Raw genomic sequence first — 23,106 nt, 5'->3', positions numbered from 1 at the left:
GGAAGCACCGGGTCGGCCGGGACGCGGGATTGCATTGCACGGGCCTACTTGTGGATGTCCGACGTGACTGGCGGTGTCGAGGTCGATTTGGCCACGGCTGTGATCGAGCACCNCCGGGACGCGGGATTGCATTGCACGGGCCTACTTGTGGATGTCCGACGTGACTGGCGGTGTCGAGGTCGATTTGGCCACGGCTGTGATCGAGCACCTGGCGTGTTCCCCGTGAATGAGACCGGCGGGTTTTAGAGTCCTGTGGCCCGATGTCGGGCTGGAAGGGACGATGAAACACATGGCTGGTCGGAAGCGGCATTCCGCGGAGGACATCGTGCGCAAACTGCGCCGCGCCGATGAGTTGGCTGCCGAGGGCCGGACCGGCGAGGAGATCGCCGCTGGGTCCGCCTCTGCGGATGCGCAATGCCCTCATGCATCTGCTGTGGAAACAGGATCGTGGTCGACCTCGCAACACCGCTGCGCCCTCGAGTGTCTTAGAGGTACGACGATGACGAATGCCGCTGGCACGCCCAAATGGGCACTGATGACCGCCGCATGCCAATCCGTGCTGGAGCAACTCGAAGACTTCGTGGCCTGCAACTGCCAGACCGGTGAGGACACCAAACCGATGATCGCACTCAGCGGACTGCCCGGGCTGGGCAAAAGCACCGTCTCGCGGGTGTTCGGCAAACGCCTGCACCGCAGACATATCGAGCGTTACGGGACAACAACACGCGCCGGAGATGAACGGTGGCCGGTGTGCCGGATCGGTATGACTGCCTCCACCGGCACGCGCGAATTCAACGCGGCATTATGCGACTTCTACGCCCACCCAGGAGGGCAGCGGGCGAGCGCACAACAACTGCTGCGGTTCGCTCTTGACGATGTGTCCTCCTGTGAGACACGGCTGCTCATCATCGACGACCTGCACTTCTTGCGCGGCCGCCAGGAACGCATGACCGATGTGAGTAACCAGTTCAAATACATCGCCAACGAGTTTCCCCTGACCGTGCTGCTCATCGGTATCGGACTGCATGAGCACAACACAACGCGCTACTCGATGACTGCAACGCATTAGCGATGGCCGACTCGCATGCGTGGTCTACAAGTCAGTTCATCTTGGTCGGCAATAAGAAAGACGTGCGAGACGCTGCGGCAAAGCTCGCCGAGTACTCCGACTGCTCGGATCTCCTTCCGAGCAGATCGAGCAGCATCCGTGCGTGCGCGTGCGTAGCGCTCAAAACCATAGGCGACCTGATCCCAGATACCGAAGTCGTGAGAATCGCGACGAAACTTTGCGACGTCTTTCTGGCAAGTACCCGCACAGGCAACGAGGATGACAACGACGCGATCGCCGCGCTAGGACGTGCGGGTTCCTCAAGCTCGCCCGCCAGCCCTACTACCGCTGGCTGGCCCATCCCATCACCGAGGCCTACCGCGCCAACGCCCTAGTGTTCTCCAACAGGATCGTCAGATACAGCATCGACTCCCGGATGAAAGGTGAGCGGTACCCGAACTCAGGGTCGTCCTTGTCCGCGTCGAACAGAAGTCCCGGCTGGCCACCATGGCACTGCACAGCGCGGTGGTCCGACGCGGGGATGTCGCCATCTTGTCAACGTTGAACTGGCCCGGGCTAACGGCGTTCTCGACAGCGCACGATAGACGTTGTGGCGAGGTCATAGGGTTGCCCAAATCTTCCATGCCTACCCCACATATGCAGCAGCGCGCGTGCATCGCGGTTCTCAACGCCGCGGACGACGTCGGCTCAGAAGATCTGCCAGTCCGAGGCGCCGTCGGGCTGGTTGTACAGGCCGCCACCGGTGTTCTTGATCACGACGGGGTCACCGCTGCCGAAGTTGTCGAAGAACCACTGCGCGTTGGCCGGGCTGAGATTGATACAGCCGTGGCTGACGTTCGAATTGCCCTGCGAGGCCACCGACCACGGCGCGCTGTGCACAAAAATGCCGCTGTTGTCAATCCGGACGGCGTCCTGCACCTTCAACTTGTAGCCCTCCGCCGAGTCGACCGGCACGCCATAAGTCGAGGAATCCATCACCATGTCGGCGAACTTCTCCAGCACGTAATAGGTCCCGTTCTTGGTGTCGAAGCCCTTCTTGCCTAACGACACCGGAAACGTCTTCTCCAGCTTCCCGTTCCGGTGGATCTGCATCTGGTGCGTCTTGTCGTCGATCGTCGCCACCAGCGACTCGCCGGTGCGGAAACTGGACTTGGCGCCGCTTGCGTCGATGTTGACGGTGGCGTTCGCGGGCCAGAAGTCCTGGGGTCGCCACCGCACCTGGGTGTCGCTCGTCCAGTAGAACCGGCCGGGCACCGGCGGGTTCGACGAGATGTGGATCGCCTGTTCGGCCATCGCGCGGTCGGCGATCGGCCGGGCGAAGTTGATGTAGATCGGCTTTGCGACGCCCACCATCGACCCGTTGACCGGGTTGAACGACGGCGGCGCAAAAACCGGCTCCCCGACGTACGGAGTCGGGTTCTGCCCCGCCGGGGTGCCTTCCGGGACCGGCTGAGACGTCGCCGCCAACGGAGCCGGCAGGAACGGGTTCGGTGGCGGTGGCGCAAACGGATCCGCTGGTCGAAGTGGCGGCGGGAACGCGAACGGATCGGCTGGCGGAGGTGGCGCCGCCGCCGGATCGATGGGGGCCGGAGGAGGTGGTGGCACACCGGGCTGTGCCAGCGCAGATGGGCTGCCTATCGCCAGAACCGAGGCCAGGCCGACCATGACGATCGCTGCGGCGAGCCTGTACCTGGTGTGCTTGCGCATTGTCACCTCCGGTCATACGCGAGTGTTGTCGAGTGTCGTACGGTACGCAGGCTGCGATGCCTCGCCGGCCAGTCTACTGTGTACGTACGCGGCCAGTAGTTCAGATGGCAGCACCCAGTCACGGCAGTCCCCGGCGCGTCTGGTGTTGTGCGAACACAGCAATGGTGTTCGATGAACACTCATGCTCTGGTAGGCGGTGGCGGGCGCGGTAGTTGGCGGCTTGCCTAACGGCGTTCAGTGGTGACGAAGCGATCGGGGTGGTCGACGAATGCTTGCTTACAGGCCTCGCTACAGAAATGCATTCCGTTCCATCCAAGGTGTTTGGGTTACGACGTCGGCGGGATGCAGGAGCATGCCGCACACGGGGTCCGTCGTGCGGGTAGAGCGGCTGCCTATGCGCTGCCGGACTTCGACAAGACACATCGGATCGGGAATTCCCCTGAGTCGCCGCGGGGCAGGGCAGTGAAGTCGGCTTGGGGGATGATGTCCGGTCGCGTCGCGGAGGTCTCGGTGATCAGGAACTGGCCGGCGGCGCGCCTGAGGATCCTTCCTCGGTGTTGTGCGGCGCTGCTGCGCACTGTGATGCCGAACCTGCGCAATACTTCAGCTGCCGCATGATCGCCCATGGTCGCGGTCAGTGGGGTAAAGCTGGCCAGATCGACGAAGAGGACGGTGGCCTGCTCCTGGCCAGGTGTGGTCGACGGCGGTGTGGTCGGCTCGGCGAGATGGCGAAGTAGGTCTTCGCGGTTGGCGCGCTGATAGGCCCGCCGGTGGAAATACACAAGGGTGGGTTCGACGAGGTCGAGCAGTGGTTTGCCGACTGCCTCGCTGGCCGCCAGCAGGTCCGGGCCCGTGAGTCCTTGGGCGCGGAAGCGTTCGTGGACGTAGTTGTGGAAGGTGCGCACGATGGCGTCGGCCAGGCGGTCGGTGGCGTCGGCGAAGACGTGGACTATTTGCATCAGGGCATCGCGGGGCATCCCGAGTGCCAGCGCTTTGGCCGCTACTTGCAGGGTGGCTACGTCGGATTGTGTTCCAGCACCGACGTCGTCCCAGTCCATGATCCTGGCTAGGTCCGTGATTGTGGTGTCGTCGAGACCGAGGTCGTGGGCGACGTCGACGAGGCTGACCGTGGCATCGGCGGCGGGGACGAGTTCGTCGAAAATGCTGAGCAGGTCGCCTTGGCTGGTGATCGCTGCGGCCAGGTGTTCGTCGGTTATGCCCCTGCTCTGCGCGAACTGGATCAGCCTCAGGCGGTGCAAAGAGTCAGGTTCAAAATCTCCGTCGGGTTGCCGGTGCAGCAAGCCGGCAACGGCATACCTGTGCAGTCGTGTCTCGGTTTCATCGGCTGCAGCTGCCAGCTTGTCCGCACTCCACGGGCCGGATTCGGCAGGCGTGGTGCGCCTGCTCAAGTCCGGTTCGTGCTCATTGTGCGGCGAAGGCATAAAACGACTCGAAGGTGGATCCATCGTCGGTCGAGCGCTGGATTCCCGTTTCGGTCGCTACGAACACGACCCCACCACCTCGTGCAAGAACCGCCTGTGGGCGCTCGCCCAAGGCCCGTCGCGCTTGCCACGTCGTGCCGGAATCCTCGCTGGCATACACGGTTCCGGTGGGATCGACCCCGATCAAGGGGCCGTCGTCGGGCCAACTGAGCAAGACCAGTTGGGGTTGCGCGGCGACTGGCGTGAACGTCCTGCCTTGGTCGAGGCTGCGCATCAGACCGTCGGCGGTCGTCGCCAGGATCTCGTTGGGATTGCGCGGTGACACGGCGATGTCGACGGCGCTGATGGCGGCGCGTCGATCCCACGTGCGTTTGTCCGTGCTCACCATCACGGTCTGGCTGCCGCTGTCAAGGCCGTAGACGAGGCCGTGGCGGTAGTCGAGGGAATGAAAATCGACCTCGCCGCTCAGCGCCACCGATGCCCACGATTGTCCGCCGTCGGTGGTCTCGATCAGTCCCAGCGACGGTGGGGCATCGCGGTCGTCCGCGCCGGGATGGCCGCTGCCCAGAAAGTGATTGGGTCCGGCAACGGTGAAGCCCATGAAATCCTGCACGACGCCGCCGACGAGTTCGGGATCGCGCTCGCTGGCGAGCCGGTACACGCCGTAATGCGTGCCGGCGTACAGCGCGTCGTCGGCGGGATTGATGCCTAGGCCGTGGATGTGTGCAAGACCTCTGGAGTCGCCTTGGCTCGACTTCGTCTCGGTGTTTGAGCATGCGCCGGCCACCAACACCGTAATGCCCAGCAGCGCAACCAGTGTTGAGCGCATGCTTACTCCGTTCTCGCTCACAAAGTTCCGCTACGAACCCGGATCGTAGTGCCTGCAGCCATGAATCCCGTGCTCGGCCGGGGGTTTACAGGTTTGCGTTGCCTGCGCGCCACTGCTCCCATGGGATGTTCCAGTCCCCGAGACCGTCGGTACCCGAGAGCGTCGGTCCGACAGTGTTGACCACCTCGACGATGTCGCCGCGTTTGGTGTTGTCGTAGAACCAAATTGCATTCGCCGGGCTCACGTTGAGGCACCCGTGGCTCACGTTGGCGCGGCCCTGGCTGCCCACCGACCACGGCGCGGAATGCACATAGATGCCGCTGTAGGACATCTGTGTGGCCCAATCCACCTCGAGGCGGTACCCCTCGGGTGAGTTGACGGGCACACCGTAGGTCGAGGAGTCCATGATCAGGTGCGAATACCGGTCGCCGATGATGTAGGGGCCGTTGTCGGTGGGGGTGCTGTCCTTGCCCATGGAAAGCGGCATGGATCTGACCACTTCACCGTTGCGCCGCACGGTCAGTGTCTTGGTGTTGTCGTCAGCGGTGGCGATGACCTCGTCGCCGATGCTGAACCGGGTGGTGATGTCCTCCTGGCCAAAGAGGCCATCGCCGAGGTCGACGCCGTAGGTGTTGACTGTCACCTCGACCGTGGTGCCGGGTTTCCAGTATTTGGCTGGGCGCCAACGCACTTCGCGGTTGTTGAGCCAGTAGAACGCGCCCTCTACCGGTGGGTTGGTGGTCACTTTGATGGCCTTTTGCGCCGCCAACCGGTTGGGGATGTCTTCGTCGAAGCGGATCGCTACGGGCTGGCCGATACCCACTACTTCACCGTCGTTGGGCAGGACGTAGGGCATTGTCAGGTTTTCCGGCGATGCCGTCTGGAATGTCATGCTGTTGCGGGCGATGCCGCCGAGTCCACGCGCCTCGGCGTTGAGGGTGTATTGCTTGTTGTAACCGAGCGGCTCGGTCGTCGCCCAGGTCAGTCCGTCGGGGCTGAGCTGTCCGTCGACCGGATTGCCCGCTTCGTTGACCATGGTGACGGTGCCCAGGACGCCGTCGCCGGCGGTGACTGTGACCGGGGCGTCCACCGGTACGCCGACGGCTTGGTCGGTGACCGACGCTTGCAGCCTGGGCACCAACAGGTCGCTATATGGATCGCCCTTTTCTGCGATCACCTGAGGTGCTGGCGCAGCCGGCTTGCTGGTGCAGCCGGTGAGCACCATCGCCACCGCCGATAGCGTCACCAGGGCGATCAACCAGAACCGCGACCCACGCCGACCGGTCACCGAACCGATCCGCCGCATCGCTCTTCCCCTCTCTGCCTTCGCTGCCTTTCAACCCGCAGGTACGAGCAGCCTTCACCCCTGGCCGTTCGCGGCGCGACGGCGATGATCAACTCCAGAGTTGCTGGCTCGTGTATGGCTGCACTAGTCCTTCGTTAAAGATTCGGTAAAGCATTCCCCGATCCTCTGCCATCAAACTCCGAGCCGGTCCCCGCCATCTACTATTTCCGTACGTACATACTAGCGGGCCTGCGGTACAAATACTCAGTTGACACTGCCCGCTCAACGCACCCGTGCTGCGCTGCAGGGGAGGTCCGGCCTGCCCCTCGTTGGTCGAACGGGTGCGGGCCGCCAAGGCGGCTGTGTGGGGTTGTATCAGGAATTGCCGACTCGTCAGCCGCAATGGAACCGTCACTACTATGTGCCATAGTATGCACGCTGGCCGTAGTTCTGGGAGATGTAGGCATCCATCCGCAGCTACGGGAACTTGGGGTGCCAGCACGGGATCTGTGGATGACGAGACACCAACGACTTGCCTTCCGCGACATCGTGTCGAGTGCGAGTGAGGTCGACACGTGACGTGGCCTGCACAGCTGTCGACCACCGAATGTAGCTCGGCCGAACAGGAATCCGGTGTTGCAGCCCCAGGGGTCTGGGCCGCCATATTATTGAGGACTGCGGGGTTGCGGATGTCGATCGGACCGGCCCCGGCGGTGTGGGTGGCGCTGCTTACCGCGGTGGCGTCGATTGTCGGCGCGTGCACCACGATGGTACCTGGCGCACCGGTCAGTGCCGTCGACGGGCCGCAAATGGTCGTGGACCCCACGCTGCTCGACGTGGGCCCCTACCCGACCACGCCGCGCCCAGCGTTGGGAACCGCGGGCACGCATGTACGGGGGGTACTGGTGGAGGCTCAGCGGATGGCCAACTTTGTCGTCGGTCCATGGGAAGTCGATACCGCCCTTAAGGTGCAAGACTCGTTCGGTGCACGCGTGCTGACCGACGCCGACGCGCTGACGACACTAGGGCCGCCTGAACTGGCGGCCGTGTCGGGCCGACACAACTTCATCAACGGATTCGCCTCCGCGCGCCAGGCTGAAAATGGGAAGAGCCTGCTGAACGCTGTACTGCGATTTGGCGACCCGCCGTCGGCGGCTGCAGCGGTCTCCGACCTCCGGAAAACGAAATTGACCGAACCGAGCAACTGGGCGTCGCCACAACAAGTCTCGATTCCCGGACACCCCGAGGCGCTGGCCATCAGCTATACCGTCACGGACTCCCAGAAGGGACGCCAGTGGATCGCTATGCGCTCCTTTGCTTTCCACGGCCCGTATGTACTTGCCCAGGTTGCCGTATCGGTCGGCGGCCCGGCGCCAGCAGCACGGCTCGTGGCAAACGTCATCAACCGCCAACGCGTCATCATCGACCAGTTCCCGGCGACCGATCCAGCAGATTTCGCCGAAATCGCCCTCGATCCCACCGGCTTATTGGCGCGTACGCTGCTGCTGCCGCCGGACCAGGCCACGACGGTACAGAATGCACGATTCGGCAAACGCGGGGCATTGCATTTCCAAAACGACCCGATCTGGTCGTCTGCCTTGTTCGACGACACGGTCATGGATTTGACGGCTAGAGCCAAGACGAACATATACCGCCTGTCAGACGCCTACGCCGCGCTTCTCATGGTCGACGAGTTCACCGCTGATATCCAAGCTTCAGCAGGGAAGCTCGTCGATCGCGTCGAATTCATGCCCGCCAGCCAATGCATGCAAGTCACAGAGGGCTTCTATTGCGTCGCACCGGTGGACCGATACGTCATCGAGGCACGATCACCGTCACTCGAGGATGCACATCAGCAAGTCGCGGCTCAGTACATACTGCTGCTCGGGCACTAACTCAAACGGCCCATGTAGCGCCGTGCCGAGCCTAAGCCTCACCGTCCGGTACACCAGCTTGCCAACAGGTGCAGAACCGTCGGGACGCTGATGCTCGGCCCAGTACTGCGGTTCTCAGTACTAGCGATTCACGTATCGGTCTCAACACGGGTTTGGTGGTCGTTTGCCCTGATCAAAGGCGTTGTCCTGGGCTAACTACGAAGATTGCAATTGTGTGACTAGCGTTATTAATGGTGCGAAAGGGATGTATGTTGCGTTGTGGGAAAACACATCTGGCTCTTGTTTTGAAAGCGTCGCGGATCTTTCCCAGCGCCTGATTACGCAGTTAAGGAGTCTCCGATGGGAAGGGCTGATGTCGTCGCTGCGTCGATGCTTCCGGCTACCTCCGAAGCATTTGGTGCCGTAAGGAGGTTGCGTCCGGCGGTGAGCCGCGATGCGCCGGGCACCCGTAAGCCGCAGGCCAGCAACGTTTCCACCGCTTCGCGATCAGCGCACGATCGACCGACGCCGCGACCGGGGATGCGAGTTTCGGCCGCCGGGATAGCGGCGCGCCGCAGCTGTCGTCAGACGCCTTGTGACTGGAGAGGGTGAAAGTCCATGCGCCATAGGCATCTGCGCTTCACCCGGGCGATGGGGATAGCCTGCTGCGCGCTGTTAGTTCTGACCACACTCGCCACGCCCGCGTCCGCGGAGCCGGGAGACGCGCAGTGGGATCCGACGCTGCCGAAGATCGTCAGTTCCGGTGCGCCGGGTGATCCGGTCGCGATCGCCAACGCTTCGCTCGAGGTGAGCCGCCTCGCCACGCAGACGACGATGGAGCTGGGCCGAAAGTTCCTCAGCAGCCTCGGGATCGGCGGCGAAACCGCCGTGCCGCCCAGCGCGGTTCCCGGGCGCCTCACGGGAGTCAGGGGCAGCCAGGCGATCGAATACGTGATCCGGCGCGGGGCCTCCCAGATCGGTGTTCCCTATTCCTGGGGCGGTGGCAAGCCGAACGGACCGTCGCTAGGCGTGGACTCCGGCGCGAACACCGTGGGCTATGACTGCTCGGGATTCACCCAATTCTCCTTCGCCGGCGTCGGGGTGCTGATTCCCAAGTTCTCCGGCGACCAGTACAACACCGGCCGCAAGATTCCACCCTCGCAAGCCAAGCGTGGAGACCTGATCTTCTACGGGCCGGGCGGCACCCAGCATGTGGGCATCTACCTCGGCAACGGTCAAGTACTGGAGTCGGCCAGCAGCTACGGCCAGGTTGGCGTTCATCCACTGCGCACCGCCGGCATGTCGCCGTACCTGGTGCGCATCATCGAGTCCTGAGCGCACAGTCGGCGAGGCGAGCCATCACTGGTGCGGCATTCGGACCCGACGCGTGTTCGGACACGCAACGCGGCATTGGGTCGCCACGCCCAGCCACCGTTGGGACGGCACACACTTCACCACAACGGTGAGGCCACCACGGCCCGCGAAGCGCTGTCGCGGCCCGCGAAGCGCTGTCGCGGGCCGCTGTGCGCTAGGGACGGGACCGCAAGCGCTGCGCCAGTTGCCCGCTCCGCATGGACAACTCCGTGTCCGTTTCGTAACCTATTCGAGACCTACGTACTTTCACCGGACTTCGGCCATCGCAGTTAAGGATCGTCCGTTTTGAAACTCGACCGTAAAGCACGTAGGGGTTCGTCGTTTGGGCGATGGCTTGGTGGCGCGCTTGCGGCTGCGGCGGTGTTGGGCTCGATGGTGGCCGGCAATGTGAGCGCCGATCCGGCCACCGACGCGCTGGCCAGGCTTAACGAGTTATCCCGCACGGCCGAACAGACCACTGAGGCCATGCACTCGGCGCAGTTGGACTTGGACGCCAAACTTGCCGCGCAAAAGGACGCCGAGGACCGCAAGGCCGCCGACGAGGCGGCACTGGAAGCGGCCAAGGCGGAACTGATCAAGTATCAGGGCGCCGTCGACAAGGTCGCGGCGGCGATGTACATGGGTGGTCGCCCGGACGGGGTATCGGCGGTGCTCTCCGCCGATTCTCCGCAGCAGCTGATTGATCAGCTTTCGGTCGAGCGGGCGATGGCCACCGAGATGGCCGACCAGATGCGGGCTTTCCAGAAAGCCAACGAGCGGGCCGTGATGGCGGCCCAGGCGTCAACCGCATCGGCTGACGCTGCGCGTTCGGCTGCGGAGCAGGCGGCCGCGGTGCGCGCCGAGCTGCAGTCCAAGCAAAGTGCGCTGCAGCGCCAGATCGCCGCGGTGAAGGCACAGTACGACGCACTGACGCCCGATCAGCGCACCGCCTTGGCCGATCCGGGTCCGCCGCCTCCACCACTGCCGCCTGTTCCGCCCCCGGCTGACCCGGCGATTATCGCGATGCCCGGCCAGCCGCCGGGCGACGTTGCGGCACCGCCGACGGGCGAGGGAGTGGCTGTGGTGCAGGCGGCATTGACGCGGGTGGGTGCTCCCTATTCGTGGGGCGCCACGGGTCCGGATGCCTTCGACTGCTCGGGGCTGATCAAGTGGGCGTTCCTGCAGAACGGCAAGTCGCTGCCGCGTTCGAGTCAGGCGCTGGCGCAGGGAGGTCAACCGGTCGCAGTCTCGGACCTGCAACCCGGTGACATCGTGACGTTCTACTCCGATGTCTCTCATGCGGGCATCTATATCGGTGACGGGATGATGGTGCACGCCTCGACGTACGGCACACCGGTGAAGGTGTCGCCCATCTCGAACGCTCCGATCCACAACGCCCGCCGCTACTAAGCGTCAGGTCAGCCGCCAAAGAACTCCGCGGTTCGCTGTGTCCACGTCTTGACGTCTGCGACCGAACGGGCGACGTGCAAGGTGGAGTGGGGCATCAGCACATGCAGGCGCGCCGCGGTCGACACCGGATGCAGGGGATCGGTGTCCCACGCCAAAATCAGCGTGCGATGGTGCAGCGCGGCCAGCGCGTCCGGGTCGGGCAGCTCCGACAGGCCGACTCCGCGGAGCACCGATGCGAGCAGTTCGTCGGGGACATCCGGGCTGAACTTCGCCTGCGGATAGTCGGCGAAGATGGGCAACGGTGCAGCTTGCGCCCATTCTTTGCGCCACACCGCCGGGCCGATCTCGTCTATGCGGCGCGCGGTATCGGCGTACCACTGGCGGGCCGGGCGCGGGCCTGCTTCCCAGGAAACCGGCGGAATCAGCAGTGCCAGTCGGCCGAACCGCTCCGGCGCGGCCAAGGCCGCGCACAGCACGGCCGCCGCACCCAGGGATGAGCCGGCGAAGTCAATGGGCTCATCGATCGCCGCGGCCTCGAGTACGCCCAGCAGATCGGTGGCGGCGCGCTCGAAGCGGTAATCCTCGGCGACCGCGCGCCCGGTGGAGTGGCCATGCCCGCGCTGGTCGTAGGTAAGCAGCCGGCGACCGGCAGCAACGGCATCTATGTCGAACAGCTCCAGGCGCCGCACGCGCGCCCTGCTGAGCAACACTCCATGGGCATAACCAACGGGCCGTCCCCGGCCGGTGAGCTCGTAGGCGATCGTCGACCCGTCGGGGGTCGTGTAAACACTGCCGCTAGACATCGGTTCCCTCCGAAATACCCCTATAGGGTATATGCGGCTCGCCCGGGGGCCGCTGAAGTGCGGATAGGTGCGGTCCGCGCACCCGACTATGGGCGGCCGAAACCCTCAGACCGCGGCGATTCTTCGACGTACCTCGGACATGCTCCGACATGAGTGGCTTGATCGCGTTGCGACGCCGCCGGCAGTCTTTACCGATTCTTCATCGAATGACGAGCCGACCCTTAGGTCTGGGCTCCACGCTGGCAGCCGATGAGTGGACAGCCAATCGCCGGGTATGTCAGGCATGCGCTCGCCCGCCGGGCGCATCGTCCACCGGGGACAAAGCATCACCACCGATGACTACGGAAGGAATTCGTGTGCACACCAAACGGTTCGTTACCCTCGCCGCGGCCGCGGCAGCGGTCACGGTGGCGTTGAGCGCCTGCAGCAGCGACAATCCGCAGGGCGAGCATGACATGGCGACCATGACGACCTCGGCCGCGGCGACGCCGGCACCATCAGCGCCGGCCGGTGGCGGCACGCAGGCCCAAGCCCACAACGACGCGGACGCCAGCTTCGCGCAGGGAATGATCCCGCACCATCAGCAGGCGATCGAGATGAGCGACATGCTGCTGGCCAAGCAGGGCATCGAGCCGCGCGTGGTGTCGTTGGCCAACCAGATCAAGGCGGCTCAAGGGCCCGAAATCCAACAAATGCAGGGCTGGTTGGCCGATTGGGGGATGGCCACGACGTCGCCCGGCGGCGGCATGCCAGGCATGCCGGGACATGACATGGGAGACATGAGCGGCGGCGGAGGCATGATGTCTGAGCAAGACATGACCGCTCTGCGCGACGCGCAAGGTGTCGAGGCCAGCCGGCTGTTCCTGACGCAGATGACCGAACACCACAAAGGCGCCATCACTATGGCGCAAACCGAGGTCGACAGCGGTCAGTTCGCGCCCGCAATCGAGATGGCGCGGGCGATCATCTCCTCTCAGCAGAAGGAAATCGACACGATGCAGCAGATCCTCGGCTCACTGTAGGGCCGAGCCCGCCGACCTCAGACGGCGAACTTTCCCCCGTGTCCCCGTGCCGGTGTTGTCCCTCCGGCACGGGGACCGCTCTTTGGTGAGACCCAGGTGTTGCCGCCCGGCGCCTCGGACAGCACCGCGTTTGTGTAAACGGGCCGACGGGAACCCACCTCCTTGAAACCCAGATACCCTACCGGGTAGGGGATCATGCAATCCGAGGGAGTTGATATGCGGGTCATCGCCATTGAAGAGCACTACGCCCATCCCGGTCTGCAGCCGGCCGAAGCGCTGGCCAACTTGCGCAAGCATCCTCAACTGGCCCGAATCCAGGACAAGCTGGAAGACCTTGGCGCGGGCCGCCTCGCCGACATGGACGCCGCGGGCATCGACATGCAGGTGTTGTCCCACACGGTGCCCGGCGCCGAAGCGCTGCCTGCAGCTCAAGCCGTGGATGTGGTTCGTCAAACCAACGACGATCTGGCCGAAGTCATTGCGGCACATCCGGATCGGTTCGCGGGATTCGCCGCGCTGCCGATGCGCGATCCGCAGGCTGCGGCGACCGAACTGCAGCGAGCGGTGGGAACTCTCGGTTTTTGCGGCGCCATGATCAACGGGCTTATCGAGGGCCGGTTCCTCGATCACCCGGACTTCACGCCGCTGCTGTCTACGGCAGCCGATTTGGGCGTGCCGTTGTATCTGCATCCGTCGTTTCCGCCGCCGCAGGTGGCACAGATCTACTTCGGCGGACTGCCGCCGGTGCTGGCCGATCTGCTGGCCACCGCCGGCTGGGGCTGGCACGCCGAGACCGCACTACATGTCCTGCGGTTGATCAGCACGGGGGTGTTCGATCGCCTCCCAGAGTTGCGGGTCATCGTGGGGCATATGGGGGAGATGATTCCGTTCGCCCTGGCCCGCATCGACACTGTGCTGAGCCCAATGACCGAGTTGCGCCAACCGGTCGCGCAGTATTTCCAAACCAACGTCTGGTTCACCACCAGTGGCTATACCACTTTCCCGCCGCTGCAATGCGCGTTGTCGACGGTCGGCATCGACCGGCTGATCTTCTCGGTCGACTATCCCTACACCGACAACGCCTCGGCACGGGCGCTGCTGGACACGGCGCCGATCAGTCCGGTAGACCGCGAGAAGCTTGCCCACGCCACCGTGGAGGCGCTGCTGCGGGTGTGAGAACTCCATCCGCCCACCACTTTTGGATGCTTGAACGTTCAGAGTGCCCGCTCAACCGTGCCGGCGTGCGCTGAGGCCACGTTGCGTTGCAGCGGAAGCGCGATGGTGAACGTTGTCCCGGTCCCCGCACCCCGACTTGTGGCGCTGATGTGGCCGCCGTGTGCCTCAACGAGCGCCTTGGCGATGGCCAGGCCGAGCCCGGAGCCCCCGTGGTCGCGGGTGCGGGCCGCATCGGCGCGGTACAACCGTTCGAACACATGCGATAAGTGCTCCGCGGCGATGCCCTCGCCAGTGTCGGTGACGCGCAGCAGGAGTCTGGTGCCATCGGTGTCGGCGTGCACGTCGACCCGCCCGTGCGGCGGTGTGTGCCGTAGCGCGTTGTCGAGGAGGTTCGCCAGTACCTGGGACAGTCGCTGCTCATCGCCCCACAGCGGCGGCAGCTCGGTGGTGGGCAGATGCGTCGACAACGACACGGCCTTGGCGCGGTAGCGCCCGCTCAGCGCGGCCGCCGTCTTGGCGATCAGCTCGGCGACGTCGATGTCGGCGAACTCCAGCGAAGTCGCGCTTTCCTCAGCCTGCGCCAGCGCGGCGACGTCCTCGGCGAAACGCACCAGGCGCTGAGTCTGGTCGCGCAGCATCGCGGTGGTGTCGGGAGTCAATGACCGCACACCGTCCTCGATGGCCTCGGTGTAGGCCTGCAAAACCGATACAGGAGTGCGTATTTCGTGGGCAAGATCGGCGAACAGCTGCCGCCGGCTGGTGTCGACAGCCTGCAGCTGGGCTGCCATTTGGTTGAAAGCTTGCGCCAGCGAGTCGAAGTCCTCACCGAGGTGCGGCGGTGATACCCGGATCCCATAGCGGCCCTCGGCGACCGCGGTGGCCGCCGACGCCACTTCAGTGATGGAACGCTGCAATCTGCGGCTGACGTACCAGCTGACAGCGAACGCGACCAACGCCGAGACGGCCACCGCGCCGCCGACCGATAGCGCGGTGGCGTACTGGTAGGCCTCGTCGGCGTGGAACTCCTCGGCGGAACCGGCAGCCACGCCGGCTTGGTGTAGGTGTTCACGAAACAGCGGGGGCCCCACGATTGCGGCGACCACCCAGGTGGTGATGGCGCCGGCCAGCAACACCATGGTTTGAGCGATCAGCAGCCGCATACCGATGCCGGGCCGCCGACGCATCGGCGTGGCCATCACTGCCCGCTTCCCATGCGGTATCCAACGCCGCGAACGGTGATGACGTAACGCGGTGCGGCTGGATCGTCGCCAAGTTTGCGTCGCACATGGCCGATATGGACATCAACGAGGTGTTCGTTACCGACCCAGGGCCCCTCGCGCACGGTCTCAAGCAACTGGCGGCGGCTCAGTACCACGCCCGGGCGCGCCGACAGGGCGGCGAGTATGTCAAATTCGGTGCGGGTCAACAGGATCGGTTCACCATCCAGAGACACCTCTCGGCCCGCCACGTCGATACGCAACGGCCCAAACGACAGCGGGGCCGGTAAGTCGCCGCCGCGGTCGCTCTCGGGCTCGGGGGTGGCGCGCGGGCGCCGCAGCATCGCGCGGATGCGTGCCACCAGTTCGCGTGGGCTGAAGGGTTTGGCGACGTAATCGTCGGCGCCGACAGTGAGTCCCACGATGGTGTCCATTTCGGTGTCGCGGGCGGTGAGCATGACCACGTAGGCGTCGGAGAAGGTGCGCAGCTGGCGGCACACTTCTAACCCGTCCATACCGGGCAGACCGAGGTCGAGGATCACCACGTCGGGGTCGAAGTCGCGGGCCACGGCCACAGCATCGGGACCGTTGTCGACGATGCGGGTGGTGAAGTGCTCGCGATTCAGGTAGCTGGCCACCACCTCAGCCAGCGCGGCCTCGTCATCGACCACGAGCGCCCGGTAGCCTCGCGCATCCTCACCCGAGGGCACTGATGTGTTGCTCATGGAGTTCATGGTGCCGGGTCACCGCTACGCGGTGACGCCCCACGGCATTCTTCAACGAATCTTCACACGACCCTTATCGTTTCGGCGGCTTGCGGCTCGCATCGTGGTCAGCGAAGGAGGCCGCTATGAGTATGGGATGGGCGCCAGTGGCGTTCGACGCCGCCGGGGACTGGCAGCTCTGGCTGGCGCTGACCGGCGTACTGGTCTTGTGTTGGGGGCTCGTCGTTGTCGCCACGGCGACGTTATTCGGCGCAGCGGGCGGTCGCCAAAGTCGCCGAGTCGCCACCTCTGATGGGGGTGTACGCGGCGACAAACCCGGACAAGATGAGTCGCGACAGGGGCGTGCGGGTAATGGCTGAACTGCGCGGGCAGTGGAGTCGGCGAAGCTTTCTTGCCGCAACGGTGGCGGCCGGGGCGACTCTGGCCGCGTGCTCGCGCGGCAGCACCGTCGTCGTGCCCAATAACGCGGTTGCCGGCGCGGAGGCACGCCGCCCGCACAGCGGGCGCACCGTGTCGGCCACGCTCACCGCGGATCGCACGGGTGTAGATCTCGGCGGCACGGTGGCGCAGACGGTCTCGTATAACGGCACGGTTCCGGGCCCGTTGGTGCGCGCGTCGGTGGGCGACGAACTGGCCGTCACGCTGCGCAACCGGCTCGACCGCACCACGTCGGTGCACTGGCACGGCATCGCGCTGCGCAACGACATGGATGGCGCGTCGCCGGCCACACCGGACATTGCCGCCGGCCGTGATTTCACCTACCGGTTCTCCGTTCCATATCCAGGCACCTACTGGGCTCATCCGCACACTGGACTGGACGCTGACACAGGTTTGTACTTCCCCGTCATCGTCGACGACCCCAACGACCCGGGCAGCTATGACGCCGAGTGGGTGGTCATGCTCGACGACTGGACCGACGGCGTCGGATCGAGCCCGGCCCAGATCTATGACGGGCTTCGCAATTCAATGGGCGGACACGACATGCCCGGGATGGGCGACATGCCGGGCATGCCCGGAAGGGGAACCGTTCCGGGGGTCGGGGGAGCGGGCCGCAGCTCACTGCTCGGTGGCGACGCCGGAGACGTCAGTTACCCCTACTATCTGATCAACGGGCGTATTCCGAAGGCCGCCAGCAGTTTTCGTGTCAAGCCTGGTCAGCGTGTGCGGATCCGGCTGATCAACGCCGGCTCGGACACCGCCTTTCGGGTCGCGTTGGCCGGGCACAAATTGACGGTGACCCACACCGACGGCTTTCCGGTCGTGCCCACCGAAGTTGACGCGGTGCTGATCGGGATGGGGGAACGCTACGACGTGGTGGTCACCGCCCGCGACGGCGTCTTCCCGCTCGTTGCGGCCGCGGAAGGAAAGAACGCGTCGGCACGGGCACTGTTGGTCAGCGGGGCGGGTTCGCCACCGCCCGCCGACTATGCGCCTCCGGAGCTGCAGGGTCGTGTCGGCACCATTGACATGTTCGGCGCTGCCCCGGGTGCGGCGTTGCCGGCTGCGCGCGCCGACGTGGAGCTGCCGGCCGATCTGGGCGGGTCGATGATGCCCTACGACTGGACGATCAACGGTCTGCGGTTCTCCAACACCCGGCCATTGGAAGTCCGTGAGGGTCAACGCGTCACGCTGTCATTTAAGAACACCTCGATGATGTGGCATCCCATGCATTTGCACGGCCACACCTTCGAGGTGCTCACCACCAACGGGCGCCCCGGCGCACGCAAGGACACCGTGATCGTGCTGCCCATGCAGCAGCTGCGCGTGTCGTTCGTCGCCGATAACCCCGGCGAGTGGATGTTGCACTGCCACAACACCTATCACCAGGAAGCCGGGATGATGACCAGCCTCAACTACATCAACTGACCGCAGCTCGGCGGTGACAAGGTGGCTCACATCGAACAGCCGCCCTCAGCGGCGAACGGTCATGTCAGCCCGGAAAGCTTCGAGAGCTCTCAGTATTCGATGAGTCGGGTGACATACGGCATCATGCCGCTGGTGCGTACCGGCGAGATCTTAACCACCGAGCCGGTGTAGGGCGCTTCGATCATCTGCCCGTTGCCGAGGTACATCGATTCATGCTGGCTTGCGTTGGGGCCGTAGAAGATCAGATCGCCGCGTTGCATTTGTGATGAGGGGACCTTGCGTCCGGAGTTGTACTGCGTGCCGGAGTAGTGCTCCAGTTTGATGCCCACACCAGCGAAGGCGTACAGGATCAGTCCGGAGCAGTCGAATCCGACGGTGTTGGCGCCCTGGTCGATGCCGCGGGATGGTCCGTTCGCGTTGCCGCCGCCCCAGGAATAGGGCACACCCAGCTGCGACGTGGCCCGGCGGATCACGTATTCCATTGCCTGGCGGCCATACACCCGCGGGATGCGCCCGTTGGTGAATCCGGGGTCGGCGGGTGCGGAGGCTTGCGGCAGGATCCCGAGTTGTGTCAGGAACTTTCGGCCCATGTCGGCGGTCACCTGTGCCGAGGTCGCCGAGATCTGCAGGACCGCATTGACGATGGCGATGGGGTCCCCGGCTACGTTGGCGCTGGGCACCATCGGCAAAGTGGTGTCCCATTGACCGGTGTCGGCGGGCGCCGGTGCCCCGGCCGGACCTTGCCGGTCCCACCGATCCGGAGCCGCAGACTCGGCGCCCGCGGCGTTCGCAGGCGCCTGGGTTGACGGTGAGGGCGCCGGACGGGCGGCGTCGAGACGGGCCCGCGCGGCGTCACGATCGGCGACGAGCCGATCGACTTCGGCCTGCTGGACACCGAATTGGCGTTGCGCCTCGGTCAGGGCGGCCACCGCCGCCTGTTGACTTCGCTCGGCATCGGCGGCTGCCTGGTCGGCGCGCTGCTGGGCCGCGCGCGCCGCGGACGCCCGATTCGCCTGCTCGGTACGGGCGCGCTGTAGATCGGTCAGCACGTTGCGGTGGCTGAGCGCCAGGGTCTGATCGGCGCTGGCGGTGGCGATGATGTCCTCCGGGCTGGCCGCCGAAACCAGCGCTTGCGGTGGGCCGTTGACGTAGGTAGCGGCGGCGAAGTCATCGAAGCGCCTTTGAGCGGCGGCGATCGCCGCGTTCGCATCGGCCATCCCTTGCTCGCTGGCCTGCACGTCGCGGCGCGCGGCATCGGCAGCATCACGCGCGTTGGCAACCTCCACCAGGGCTTTGTTAACACCTTCCTGCTGCCCCTGAATCTGCGCGCCGATGTCAGCCAGGCGCTGATTGGCCTGCGCGAGGTCGGCGACCAGCACGGAGATCTCCGAACCCGAATGGCCGGTGCCATTGTGGGAGGCCTGCGCGGTGACGCCACCACCACAGGCCAGCACGGCAACACCGATCGTCACGGCGGTGAGGCGGCTGACCCAGTGGCGTAGGGGCCTCATCACATGATCTCCCTTAGCGGGGGCGCTGGCGTATCACCGTCGGCCGGCCGTCCGTCAGAGCTCCCCTGGCGCAGCTACGGCTCCAGCCAGTAAGCAGTTGTCCAGTACGTACACGCAACGTACATCACTACTGTCACACTGGAAACATGGGTCACAGTCTCATTGTGATAACGGTCTGGGCCTGGCACGTGCGCGATCCGTTGAGTCATCCGCATCGAACGGTGACCTAGTGCAGCTGCTGGGCGTCGGCGGCGCGGGCCTACACAACGTAGCTACTATGTAGGATAGTAGTTAGGGGTGGCCGGGATGTCTCGGCCAGTGACACATGCCCAATCGGACACAGGGAGGATGAGCTTGATCATCGATCTTCGGCTCAAAGTCTTTGTGCTTGCCGCCGTTTTACTGATCACCGCGGTGCTGGGAGCGTGGTGAGCGCAAACGTGGGCATTGCGGCGCTGACCGCGCACCGGCCACCCACATCGGTGCGCAAGCCGGCGACAAGGCCGTATCGCACGATCACCCGCACCGTTAAATACTATGAGGATTAGTACTAAGCTGAGGAACGTTGTGGGACTGGGCGTGCGGGATGGTGGTCAGAGGATGGCGCGTCGTGTGGTGTGGCTGCAGCTCGCCGTCGCAGTGTTGGCGGCCGCAGTTGTCGCTGTGGCGGTGGGCGTTCCCAGCGCCTTGCTGGCCAACCCCTTTTTCGTTCGCATGACGCCGGTGCCGTGGTGGAGCTACGCCGCGTGGGCGCTGACTGCATTGCTCAGTGGTGTGCTGGCGGCAACCTATGTCCATGGCCGCGCGGCTGTATCCGCGGCGCCGGGACGTGCCGGGATACTGGCCAACGTCGGCTCGGTGCTGGCGGTGGGCTGCCCGGTGTGTAACAAACTGGTGGTGGCCGCCGTCGGCGTCAGCGGGGCATTTACCGTGTGGGCGCCGATTCAGCCCGCGATCGCGGCGGCGTCGTTGGCAGTGCTGGGGTGGGCGTTGTGGCGGCGGGTAACGACATTGCGTTCCTGCCCAGTGGGAGGCGAGGGAGTACCGTCGCATCCGGTGACCGCAGTCGGTCCAGCGCCCGAGCGCGACAGCTAGCGGTGCGGGGTCGAGCGTTGGCTGGGTTGGTCGCCGTCGCGGCGGCCACCGTCGCTGGTGTACTTATCAGTCACGACCCGGTGTCCGCGCCGGCGAAGCAGCGACTGGCAGAGAACCACCTGGAGGCGCGCGCAGACCCCGCCGCCACCGAAGCTGGCGCCGCGCCGTGCCCGGCGCCACTGCCCGGCGGCTCGCCGGTGCCGACACTGTCCGGGGTGATGGCCCGGTGCCTGGGGTCCTCGCAGCCGGTGGATGTGGGTGCAGCCGTAGCCGGCGCGCCGACACTACTCAACCTGTGGGCGTCATGGTGTGCACCGTGTCGCGAGGAGATGCCGGTGCTCGACGCCTACACCGACACCCCAGGCGCGGTGCGGGTTATCGGTGTCGATGTGCGCGACCGGCCGTCCTCGGCTGCGGCCCTGGTCCGCGACCTGAATATCGGCTATCCGTCGTTCACCGACGCCGATGCGGTCGCGGGCGCGTTGCGGGCACCGCAACTGCTGCCGCTGAGTTACCTTGTCGATACCGACGGTTCCGTGCGCCGCCTGCCGATGCAGGTGCTTCGCGATGTCGACGAGGTCACCGAAACCGTCGCCGCCGCGCTTGGGGAAAGGCAGAGACCATGACAGCCCGCAAGACGACCAGCCGGGCATCGCGGCGCACCGCAGCACGCCAGACTCGGCCGTTGCCCGGGCTGGGCGAGTTGGAGGCGGCGATCATGGACGTGGTCTGGCGCACCGACGACGCGGTGCGGGTCCGTGACGTCCTCGACGAACTCGAACCCCTCCGCAAGCCCGCCTATACAACCGTGATGACCGTGATGGACAACCTCTACCGCAAGGGATGGTTGAGCCGCGAGCTCGACGGGCGCGCCTACAGCTATCAGGCCACCCGCGACCGCATTCAGGCGGCCACCGACGCGCTGCGCGAGCTACTCGCTGACAGCGGCGACCCCGCCGCGGCGCTGCTGCACTTCGCGCGCAGCGCCACCACCGCCGAATCGCGGGCCTTGACCCGCGGGCTCAAAGAACGGGGCCGACGACGGTGACCGCAGTGATGTGGTGGACCGTCGGCGGCCTCGCCGTCGGTGTCCTCACACCACCGATATTGCGGGCCTTGACCCGCCGCGGCACCGACGCCGCGGTGCTCTTGGTGCTGTGGGGTGTGCTCGTATGCGTCACGCTCGCCGCGGTCGCGCTGCCAGGGCTGGCCGAACTGCTGCACCGGTGCTGGCTGGCGCTGCACGCGGGTCCGCCCGGAGGAGTGGATACCGTCGCGGGAATCCTCAGTGCTGCCGCGCTGGGCGCCGCCGCCATTCGCGGAGGTTGGCAGCTGAGCCGCATCGGCCGGCATCGACGTCGCTTGCACGACAAGCACGTCGAACTGGGTTGGTTGCTGACCGGCCACAGCCCCAACGCCGGCGCGGTGCTGTGGCTGCCGGCGACCGAGCCGCTGGCCTACAGCCTGGCTGGCACCCCGCCGCTGGTGGTGATGAGCACCGGACTGCGGCAGTGCCTCGACAGCGCAGCCGTGCGCGCTGTGGAAGCCCATGAGCGCGCCCACGTGCGCCGACGCCATCATCTGCTGATAGCCGTCGCCCAGGCCGCCGCCGCGGGATTGGGATGGCTGCCCCTGATGCGTCACTCACCCTCATTGGTTCGCACACTGGTCGAACTGGACGCCGACGCGCACGCCGCCCGCTCCCACGGCCCCAGGGGCCTGCACCGGGCGCTGCAGACCTTGCAGAGCGCTCCCGCACCGGCGCCCGCACTGGGCATCGCCAGCGAGTGCATCCAACTGCGACTGGCCCGGCTCGACGGGCGCCGCTCATCCGCGGGGCGCATCGCCGGCTCAAACGCCGCCTGGGGGGCAGCGCTCGTGCTGGGCATGACCACGCTCCTCACCTTCGCCGCCCTGACCGGGCTAGCGTCCTGCACCGCCGGCTGACGACACCGGACGTGACATTCCAACCGTGGAGCGATAACCCAGCACCTCTGTCGGCAGAAAACCAGTACTAGCGTAGTTAGTATGTTGTGCGGCCGACGCTGCGGCCGCCGCGCTCTGGCCCTAGCCGTTGTGTCGGCGGCGATCCTCAGCGGCTGTGCCAACCCTATTCTGGACACCCTGCTGGACCGCAATGCCGCGGCACCACCTGCGCTGCCTGCTAACGAAGTCCTTTCATTATCCGTTGTGCGCCAAGAATTCCCGATGATGACCCGGATGGCTCGCACAGGTGTGGATCCCGAGGCGCCGGGTACGCCACAAGCAACGCGGCGATCACAGTTCAGCGACTTGACCGCAATGGTCCAGCTCACCGTGGCGGTCGCTGATTACCCAACCGATGAGGGCGCCTTCACGGCCTTCATCAATCTCGTCGAGGGCCTTCGATCCTCGCGCGGCTCTGTAGGGCTGGGCGGCCCTATGTCGGTGAAGATGCGCTGGCTATCGTCACGAGACAGTTGGTCGGCCCAATGGGTGTAACCATCGCGGCCCGTGACGGGCCGCTCATCATTGAGGTGCGCTCGGCTGGCTTCAAGTACAGCCGTGATCACCTCAAGCGGCTCACTCGCCTGGCCGAGCGCCAGCTATCCACTGCGGTGACCGCAGCCGGCGCGCCCGAATGAGTTGATGCCACGAAGAGGCTGCCAAACGCCGGTGGCAGACCACGTCCGTATTGCGACCCGCCGAGGGCCTACCCGGTCCACACTATGCTGAGTACTAA

Annotated in this window: 21 protein-coding genes; 13 read left to right on the top strand and 8 right to left on the bottom strand. The window is 65.4% G+C overall.

Features of this window, described 5'->3' with window-relative positions; translation table 11 throughout:
* Positions 1 to 325: 325 nt before the first annotated feature.
* Positions 326 to 1,069, top strand: coding sequence for an ATP-binding protein (locus MCHLDSM_RS02670; protein ID WP_234713829.1), 744 nt, complete (start codon positions 326 to 328; stop codon positions 1,067 to 1,069).
* Between the two features lie 687 nt (positions 1,070 to 1,756).
* Here MCHLDSM_RS02670 and MCHLDSM_RS02665 read toward each other — a convergent pair.
* The 4 genes from MCHLDSM_RS02665 to MCHLDSM_RS02650 form a co-directional block, all read right to left on the bottom strand.
* Positions 1,757 to 2,776, bottom strand: a complete 1,020-nt coding sequence (locus MCHLDSM_RS02665; protein ID WP_013470159.1) for a L,D-transpeptidase — start codon at positions 2,774 to 2,776, stop codon at positions 1,757 to 1,759.
* A 392-nt stretch (positions 2,777 to 3,168) separates the two neighbouring features.
* A complete protein-coding gene (locus tag MCHLDSM_RS02660) occupies positions 3,169 to 4,242 on the bottom strand; it encodes a hypothetical protein (protein WP_234713828.1) in 1,074 nt (357 codons plus the stop codon).
* On the bottom strand, positions 4,199 to 5,047 hold the full coding sequence (locus MCHLDSM_RS02655) for a F510_1955 family glycosylhydrolase (protein WP_013470161.1): 849 nt from the start codon (positions 5,045 to 5,047) through the stop codon (positions 4,199 to 4,201). Before MCHLDSM_RS02655 ends, MCHLDSM_RS02660 begins: the two co-directional genes overlap by 44 nt.
* Positions 5,048 to 5,132: 85 nt before the next feature.
* Positions 5,133 to 6,353: a L,D-transpeptidase gene (locus MCHLDSM_RS02650; protein ID WP_013470162.1), complete on the bottom strand. Its 1,221-nt coding sequence runs from the start codon at positions 6,351 to 6,353 to the stop codon at positions 5,133 to 5,135.
* 668 nt (positions 6,354 to 7,021) lie between these two features.
* Here MCHLDSM_RS02650 and MCHLDSM_RS02645 point away from each other — a divergent pair.
* The 3 genes from MCHLDSM_RS02645 to ripC all read left to right on the top strand — a co-directional run bounded on the left by MCHLDSM_RS02645 (position 7,022) and on the right by ripC (position 10,969).
* The gene (locus MCHLDSM_RS02645) at positions 7,022 to 8,227 is read left to right on the top strand and encodes a DUF7373 family lipoprotein (RefSeq protein ID WP_013470163.1); all 1,206 of its coding nucleotides are present in this window, start codon (positions 7,022 to 7,024) and stop codon (positions 8,225 to 8,227) included.
* A 597-nt stretch (positions 8,228 to 8,824) separates the two neighbouring features.
* Entirely contained in the window at positions 8,825 to 9,541 is a 717-nt protein-coding gene (gene ripB / locus MCHLDSM_RS02640) for an NlpC/P60 family peptidoglycan endopeptidase RipB (RefSeq protein ID WP_013470164.1), read from the top strand.
* A 324-nt stretch (positions 9,542 to 9,865) separates the two neighbouring features.
* A complete protein-coding gene (gene ripC / locus MCHLDSM_RS02635; RefSeq protein WP_063840598.1) occupies positions 9,866 to 10,969 on the top strand; it encodes a peptidoglycan hydrolase RipC in 1,104 nt (367 codons plus the stop codon).
* An 8-nt stretch (positions 10,970 to 10,977) separates the two neighbouring features.
* On the opposite strand, the gene MCHLDSM_RS02630 is transcribed toward ripC, so the two are convergent.
* Entirely contained in the window at positions 10,978 to 11,658 is a 681-nt protein-coding gene (locus tag MCHLDSM_RS02630) for an alpha/beta fold hydrolase (protein ID WP_234713827.1), read from the bottom strand.
* A gap of 470 nt (positions 11,659 to 12,128) precedes the next feature.
* Here MCHLDSM_RS02630 and MCHLDSM_RS02625 point away from each other — a divergent pair, with 470 nt between their 5' ends.
* Positions 12,129 to 12,794 (top strand): DUF305 domain-containing protein, encoded by a 666-nt coding sequence (locus MCHLDSM_RS02625; protein ID WP_013470167.1) that lies wholly within the window; start codon positions 12,129 to 12,131, stop codon positions 12,792 to 12,794.
* A gap of 216 nt (positions 12,795 to 13,010) precedes the next feature.
* Positions 13,011 to 13,970, top strand: coding sequence for an amidohydrolase family protein (locus MCHLDSM_RS02620; protein ID WP_013470168.1), 960 nt, complete (start codon positions 13,011 to 13,013; stop codon positions 13,968 to 13,970).
* Between the two features lie 38 nt (positions 13,971 to 14,008).
* Here the strand turns inward: MCHLDSM_RS02620 and MCHLDSM_RS02615 are convergent, their stop codons facing one another.
* The gene (locus MCHLDSM_RS02615; RefSeq protein ID WP_013470169.1) at positions 14,009 to 15,166 is read right to left on the bottom strand and encodes a sensor histidine kinase; all 1,158 of its coding nucleotides are present in this window, start codon (positions 15,164 to 15,166) and stop codon (positions 14,009 to 14,011) included.
* Positions 15,166 to 15,921 (bottom strand): response regulator, encoded by a 756-nt coding sequence (locus MCHLDSM_RS02610; RefSeq protein ID WP_013470170.1) that lies wholly within the window; start codon positions 15,919 to 15,921, stop codon positions 15,166 to 15,168. Before MCHLDSM_RS02610 ends, MCHLDSM_RS02615 begins: the two co-directional genes overlap by 1 nt.
* A gap of 342 nt (positions 15,922 to 16,263) precedes the next feature.
* Between MCHLDSM_RS02610 and MCHLDSM_RS02605 the strand changes: the two genes are divergently transcribed.
* Complete coding sequence (locus tag MCHLDSM_RS02605) at positions 16,264 to 17,778, top strand: multicopper oxidase family protein (RefSeq protein WP_041789258.1); 1,515 nt, start codon at positions 16,264 to 16,266, stop codon at positions 17,776 to 17,778.
* Between the two features lie 89 nt (positions 17,779 to 17,867).
* Here MCHLDSM_RS02605 and ripA read toward each other — a convergent pair whose 3' ends face one another.
* Positions 17,868 to 19,289, bottom strand: coding sequence for an NlpC/P60 family peptidoglycan endopeptidase RipA (ripA, locus tag MCHLDSM_RS02600; protein WP_013470172.1), 1,422 nt, complete (start codon positions 19,287 to 19,289; stop codon positions 17,868 to 17,870).
* Between the two features lie 600 nt (positions 19,290 to 19,889).
* Between ripA and MCHLDSM_RS02595 the strand changes: the two genes are divergently transcribed.
* From MCHLDSM_RS02595 to MCHLDSM_RS38010, 6 genes are all read left to right on the top strand, one after another.
* Positions 19,890 to 20,384 carry a hypothetical protein gene (locus tag MCHLDSM_RS02595; RefSeq protein WP_013470174.1) on the top strand — a complete coding sequence of 165 codons (495 nt, stop codon included), beginning with the start codon at positions 19,890 to 19,892 and terminating at the stop codon, positions 20,382 to 20,384.
* Positions 20,273 to 21,010: a TlpA family protein disulfide reductase gene (locus MCHLDSM_RS02590; protein ID WP_327083146.1), complete on the top strand. Its 738-nt coding sequence runs from the start codon at positions 20,273 to 20,275 to the stop codon at positions 21,008 to 21,010. The genes MCHLDSM_RS02595 and MCHLDSM_RS02590 overlap by 112 nt, the downstream gene beginning before the upstream one ends.
* Positions 21,007 to 21,432: a BlaI/MecI/CopY family transcriptional regulator gene (locus tag MCHLDSM_RS02585; protein ID WP_013470176.1), complete on the top strand. Its 426-nt coding sequence runs from the start codon at positions 21,007 to 21,009 to the stop codon at positions 21,430 to 21,432. Before MCHLDSM_RS02590 ends, MCHLDSM_RS02585 begins: the two co-directional genes overlap by 4 nt.
* Entirely contained in the window at positions 21,429 to 22,331 is a 903-nt protein-coding gene (locus tag MCHLDSM_RS02580; protein WP_234713826.1) for a M56 family metallopeptidase, read from the top strand. The genes MCHLDSM_RS02585 and MCHLDSM_RS02580 overlap by 4 nt, the downstream gene beginning before the upstream one ends.
* A gap of 129 nt (positions 22,332 to 22,460) precedes the next feature.
* The gene (locus MCHLDSM_RS02575; protein ID WP_174546032.1) at positions 22,461 to 22,865 is read left to right on the top strand and encodes a hypothetical protein; all 405 of its coding nucleotides are present in this window, start codon (positions 22,461 to 22,463) and stop codon (positions 22,863 to 22,865) included.
* Positions 22,856 to 23,008: a hypothetical protein gene (locus MCHLDSM_RS38010; RefSeq protein ID WP_013470179.1), complete on the top strand. Its 153-nt coding sequence runs from the start codon at positions 22,856 to 22,858 to the stop codon at positions 23,006 to 23,008. The genes MCHLDSM_RS02575 and MCHLDSM_RS38010 overlap by 10 nt, the downstream gene beginning before the upstream one ends.
* Positions 23,009 to 23,106 lie beyond the last annotated feature (98 nt).

This window comes from Mycolicibacterium chlorophenolicum (assembly GCF_001044235.1).
Lineage (GTDB): Bacteria > Actinomycetota > Actinomycetes > Mycobacteriales > Mycobacteriaceae > Mycobacterium > Mycobacterium chlorophenolicum.
The sequence above is the reverse complement of the archived record's forward strand: the minus strand, read 5'-3'. Positions and strand labels throughout refer to the sequence as shown.

Excerpts from the sequence above, each read along its gene's own strand:
- MCHLDSM_RS38010 (WP_013470179.1), top strand. The coding sequence starts at position 22,856 with ATGGGTGTAACCATCGCGGCCCGTGACGGGCCGCTCATCATTGAGGTG.
- MCHLDSM_RS02615 (WP_013470169.1), bottom strand. The coding sequence starts at position 15,166 with ATGGCCACGCCGATGCGTCGGCGGCCCGGCATCGGTATGCGGCTGCTG.
- MCHLDSM_RS02595 (WP_013470174.1), top strand. The coding sequence starts at position 19,890 with ATGGCGCGTCGTGTGGTGTGGCTGCAGCTCGCCGTCGCAGTGTTGGCG.
- MCHLDSM_RS02660 (WP_234713828.1), bottom strand. The coding sequence starts at position 4,242 with ATGGATCCACCTTCGAGTCGTTTTATGCCTTCGCCGCACAATGAGCAC.
- MCHLDSM_RS02610 (WP_013470170.1), bottom strand. The coding sequence starts at position 15,921 with ATGAACTCCATGAGCAACACATCAGTGCCCTCGGGTGAGGATGCGCGA.
- ripA (WP_013470172.1), bottom strand. The coding sequence starts at position 19,289 with ATGAGGCCCCTACGCCACTGGGTCAGCCGCCTCACCGCCGTGACGATC.
- MCHLDSM_RS02655 (WP_013470161.1), bottom strand. The coding sequence starts at position 5,047 with ATGCGCTCAACACTGGTTGCGCTGCTGGGCATTACGGTGTTGGTGGCC.
- ripB (WP_013470164.1), top strand. The coding sequence starts at position 8,825 with ATGCGCCATAGGCATCTGCGCTTCACCCGGGCGATGGGGATAGCCTGC.
- MCHLDSM_RS02650 (WP_013470162.1), bottom strand. The coding sequence starts at position 6,353 with ATGCGGCGGATCGGTTCGGTGACCGGTCGGCGTGGGTCGCGGTTCTGG.
- MCHLDSM_RS02620 (WP_013470168.1), top strand. The coding sequence starts at position 13,011 with ATGCGGGTCATCGCCATTGAAGAGCACTACGCCCATCCCGGTCTGCAG.
- MCHLDSM_RS02605 (WP_041789258.1), top strand. The coding sequence starts at position 16,264 with ATGGCTGAACTGCGCGGGCAGTGGAGTCGGCGAAGCTTTCTTGCCGCA.
- MCHLDSM_RS02665 (WP_013470159.1), bottom strand. The coding sequence starts at position 2,776 with ATGCGCAAGCACACCAGGTACAGGCTCGCCGCAGCGATCGTCATGGTC.
- MCHLDSM_RS02585 (WP_013470176.1), top strand. The coding sequence starts at position 21,007 with ATGACAGCCCGCAAGACGACCAGCCGGGCATCGCGGCGCACCGCAGCA.
- MCHLDSM_RS02645 (WP_013470163.1), top strand. The coding sequence starts at position 7,022 with ATGTCGATCGGACCGGCCCCGGCGGTGTGGGTGGCGCTGCTTACCGCG.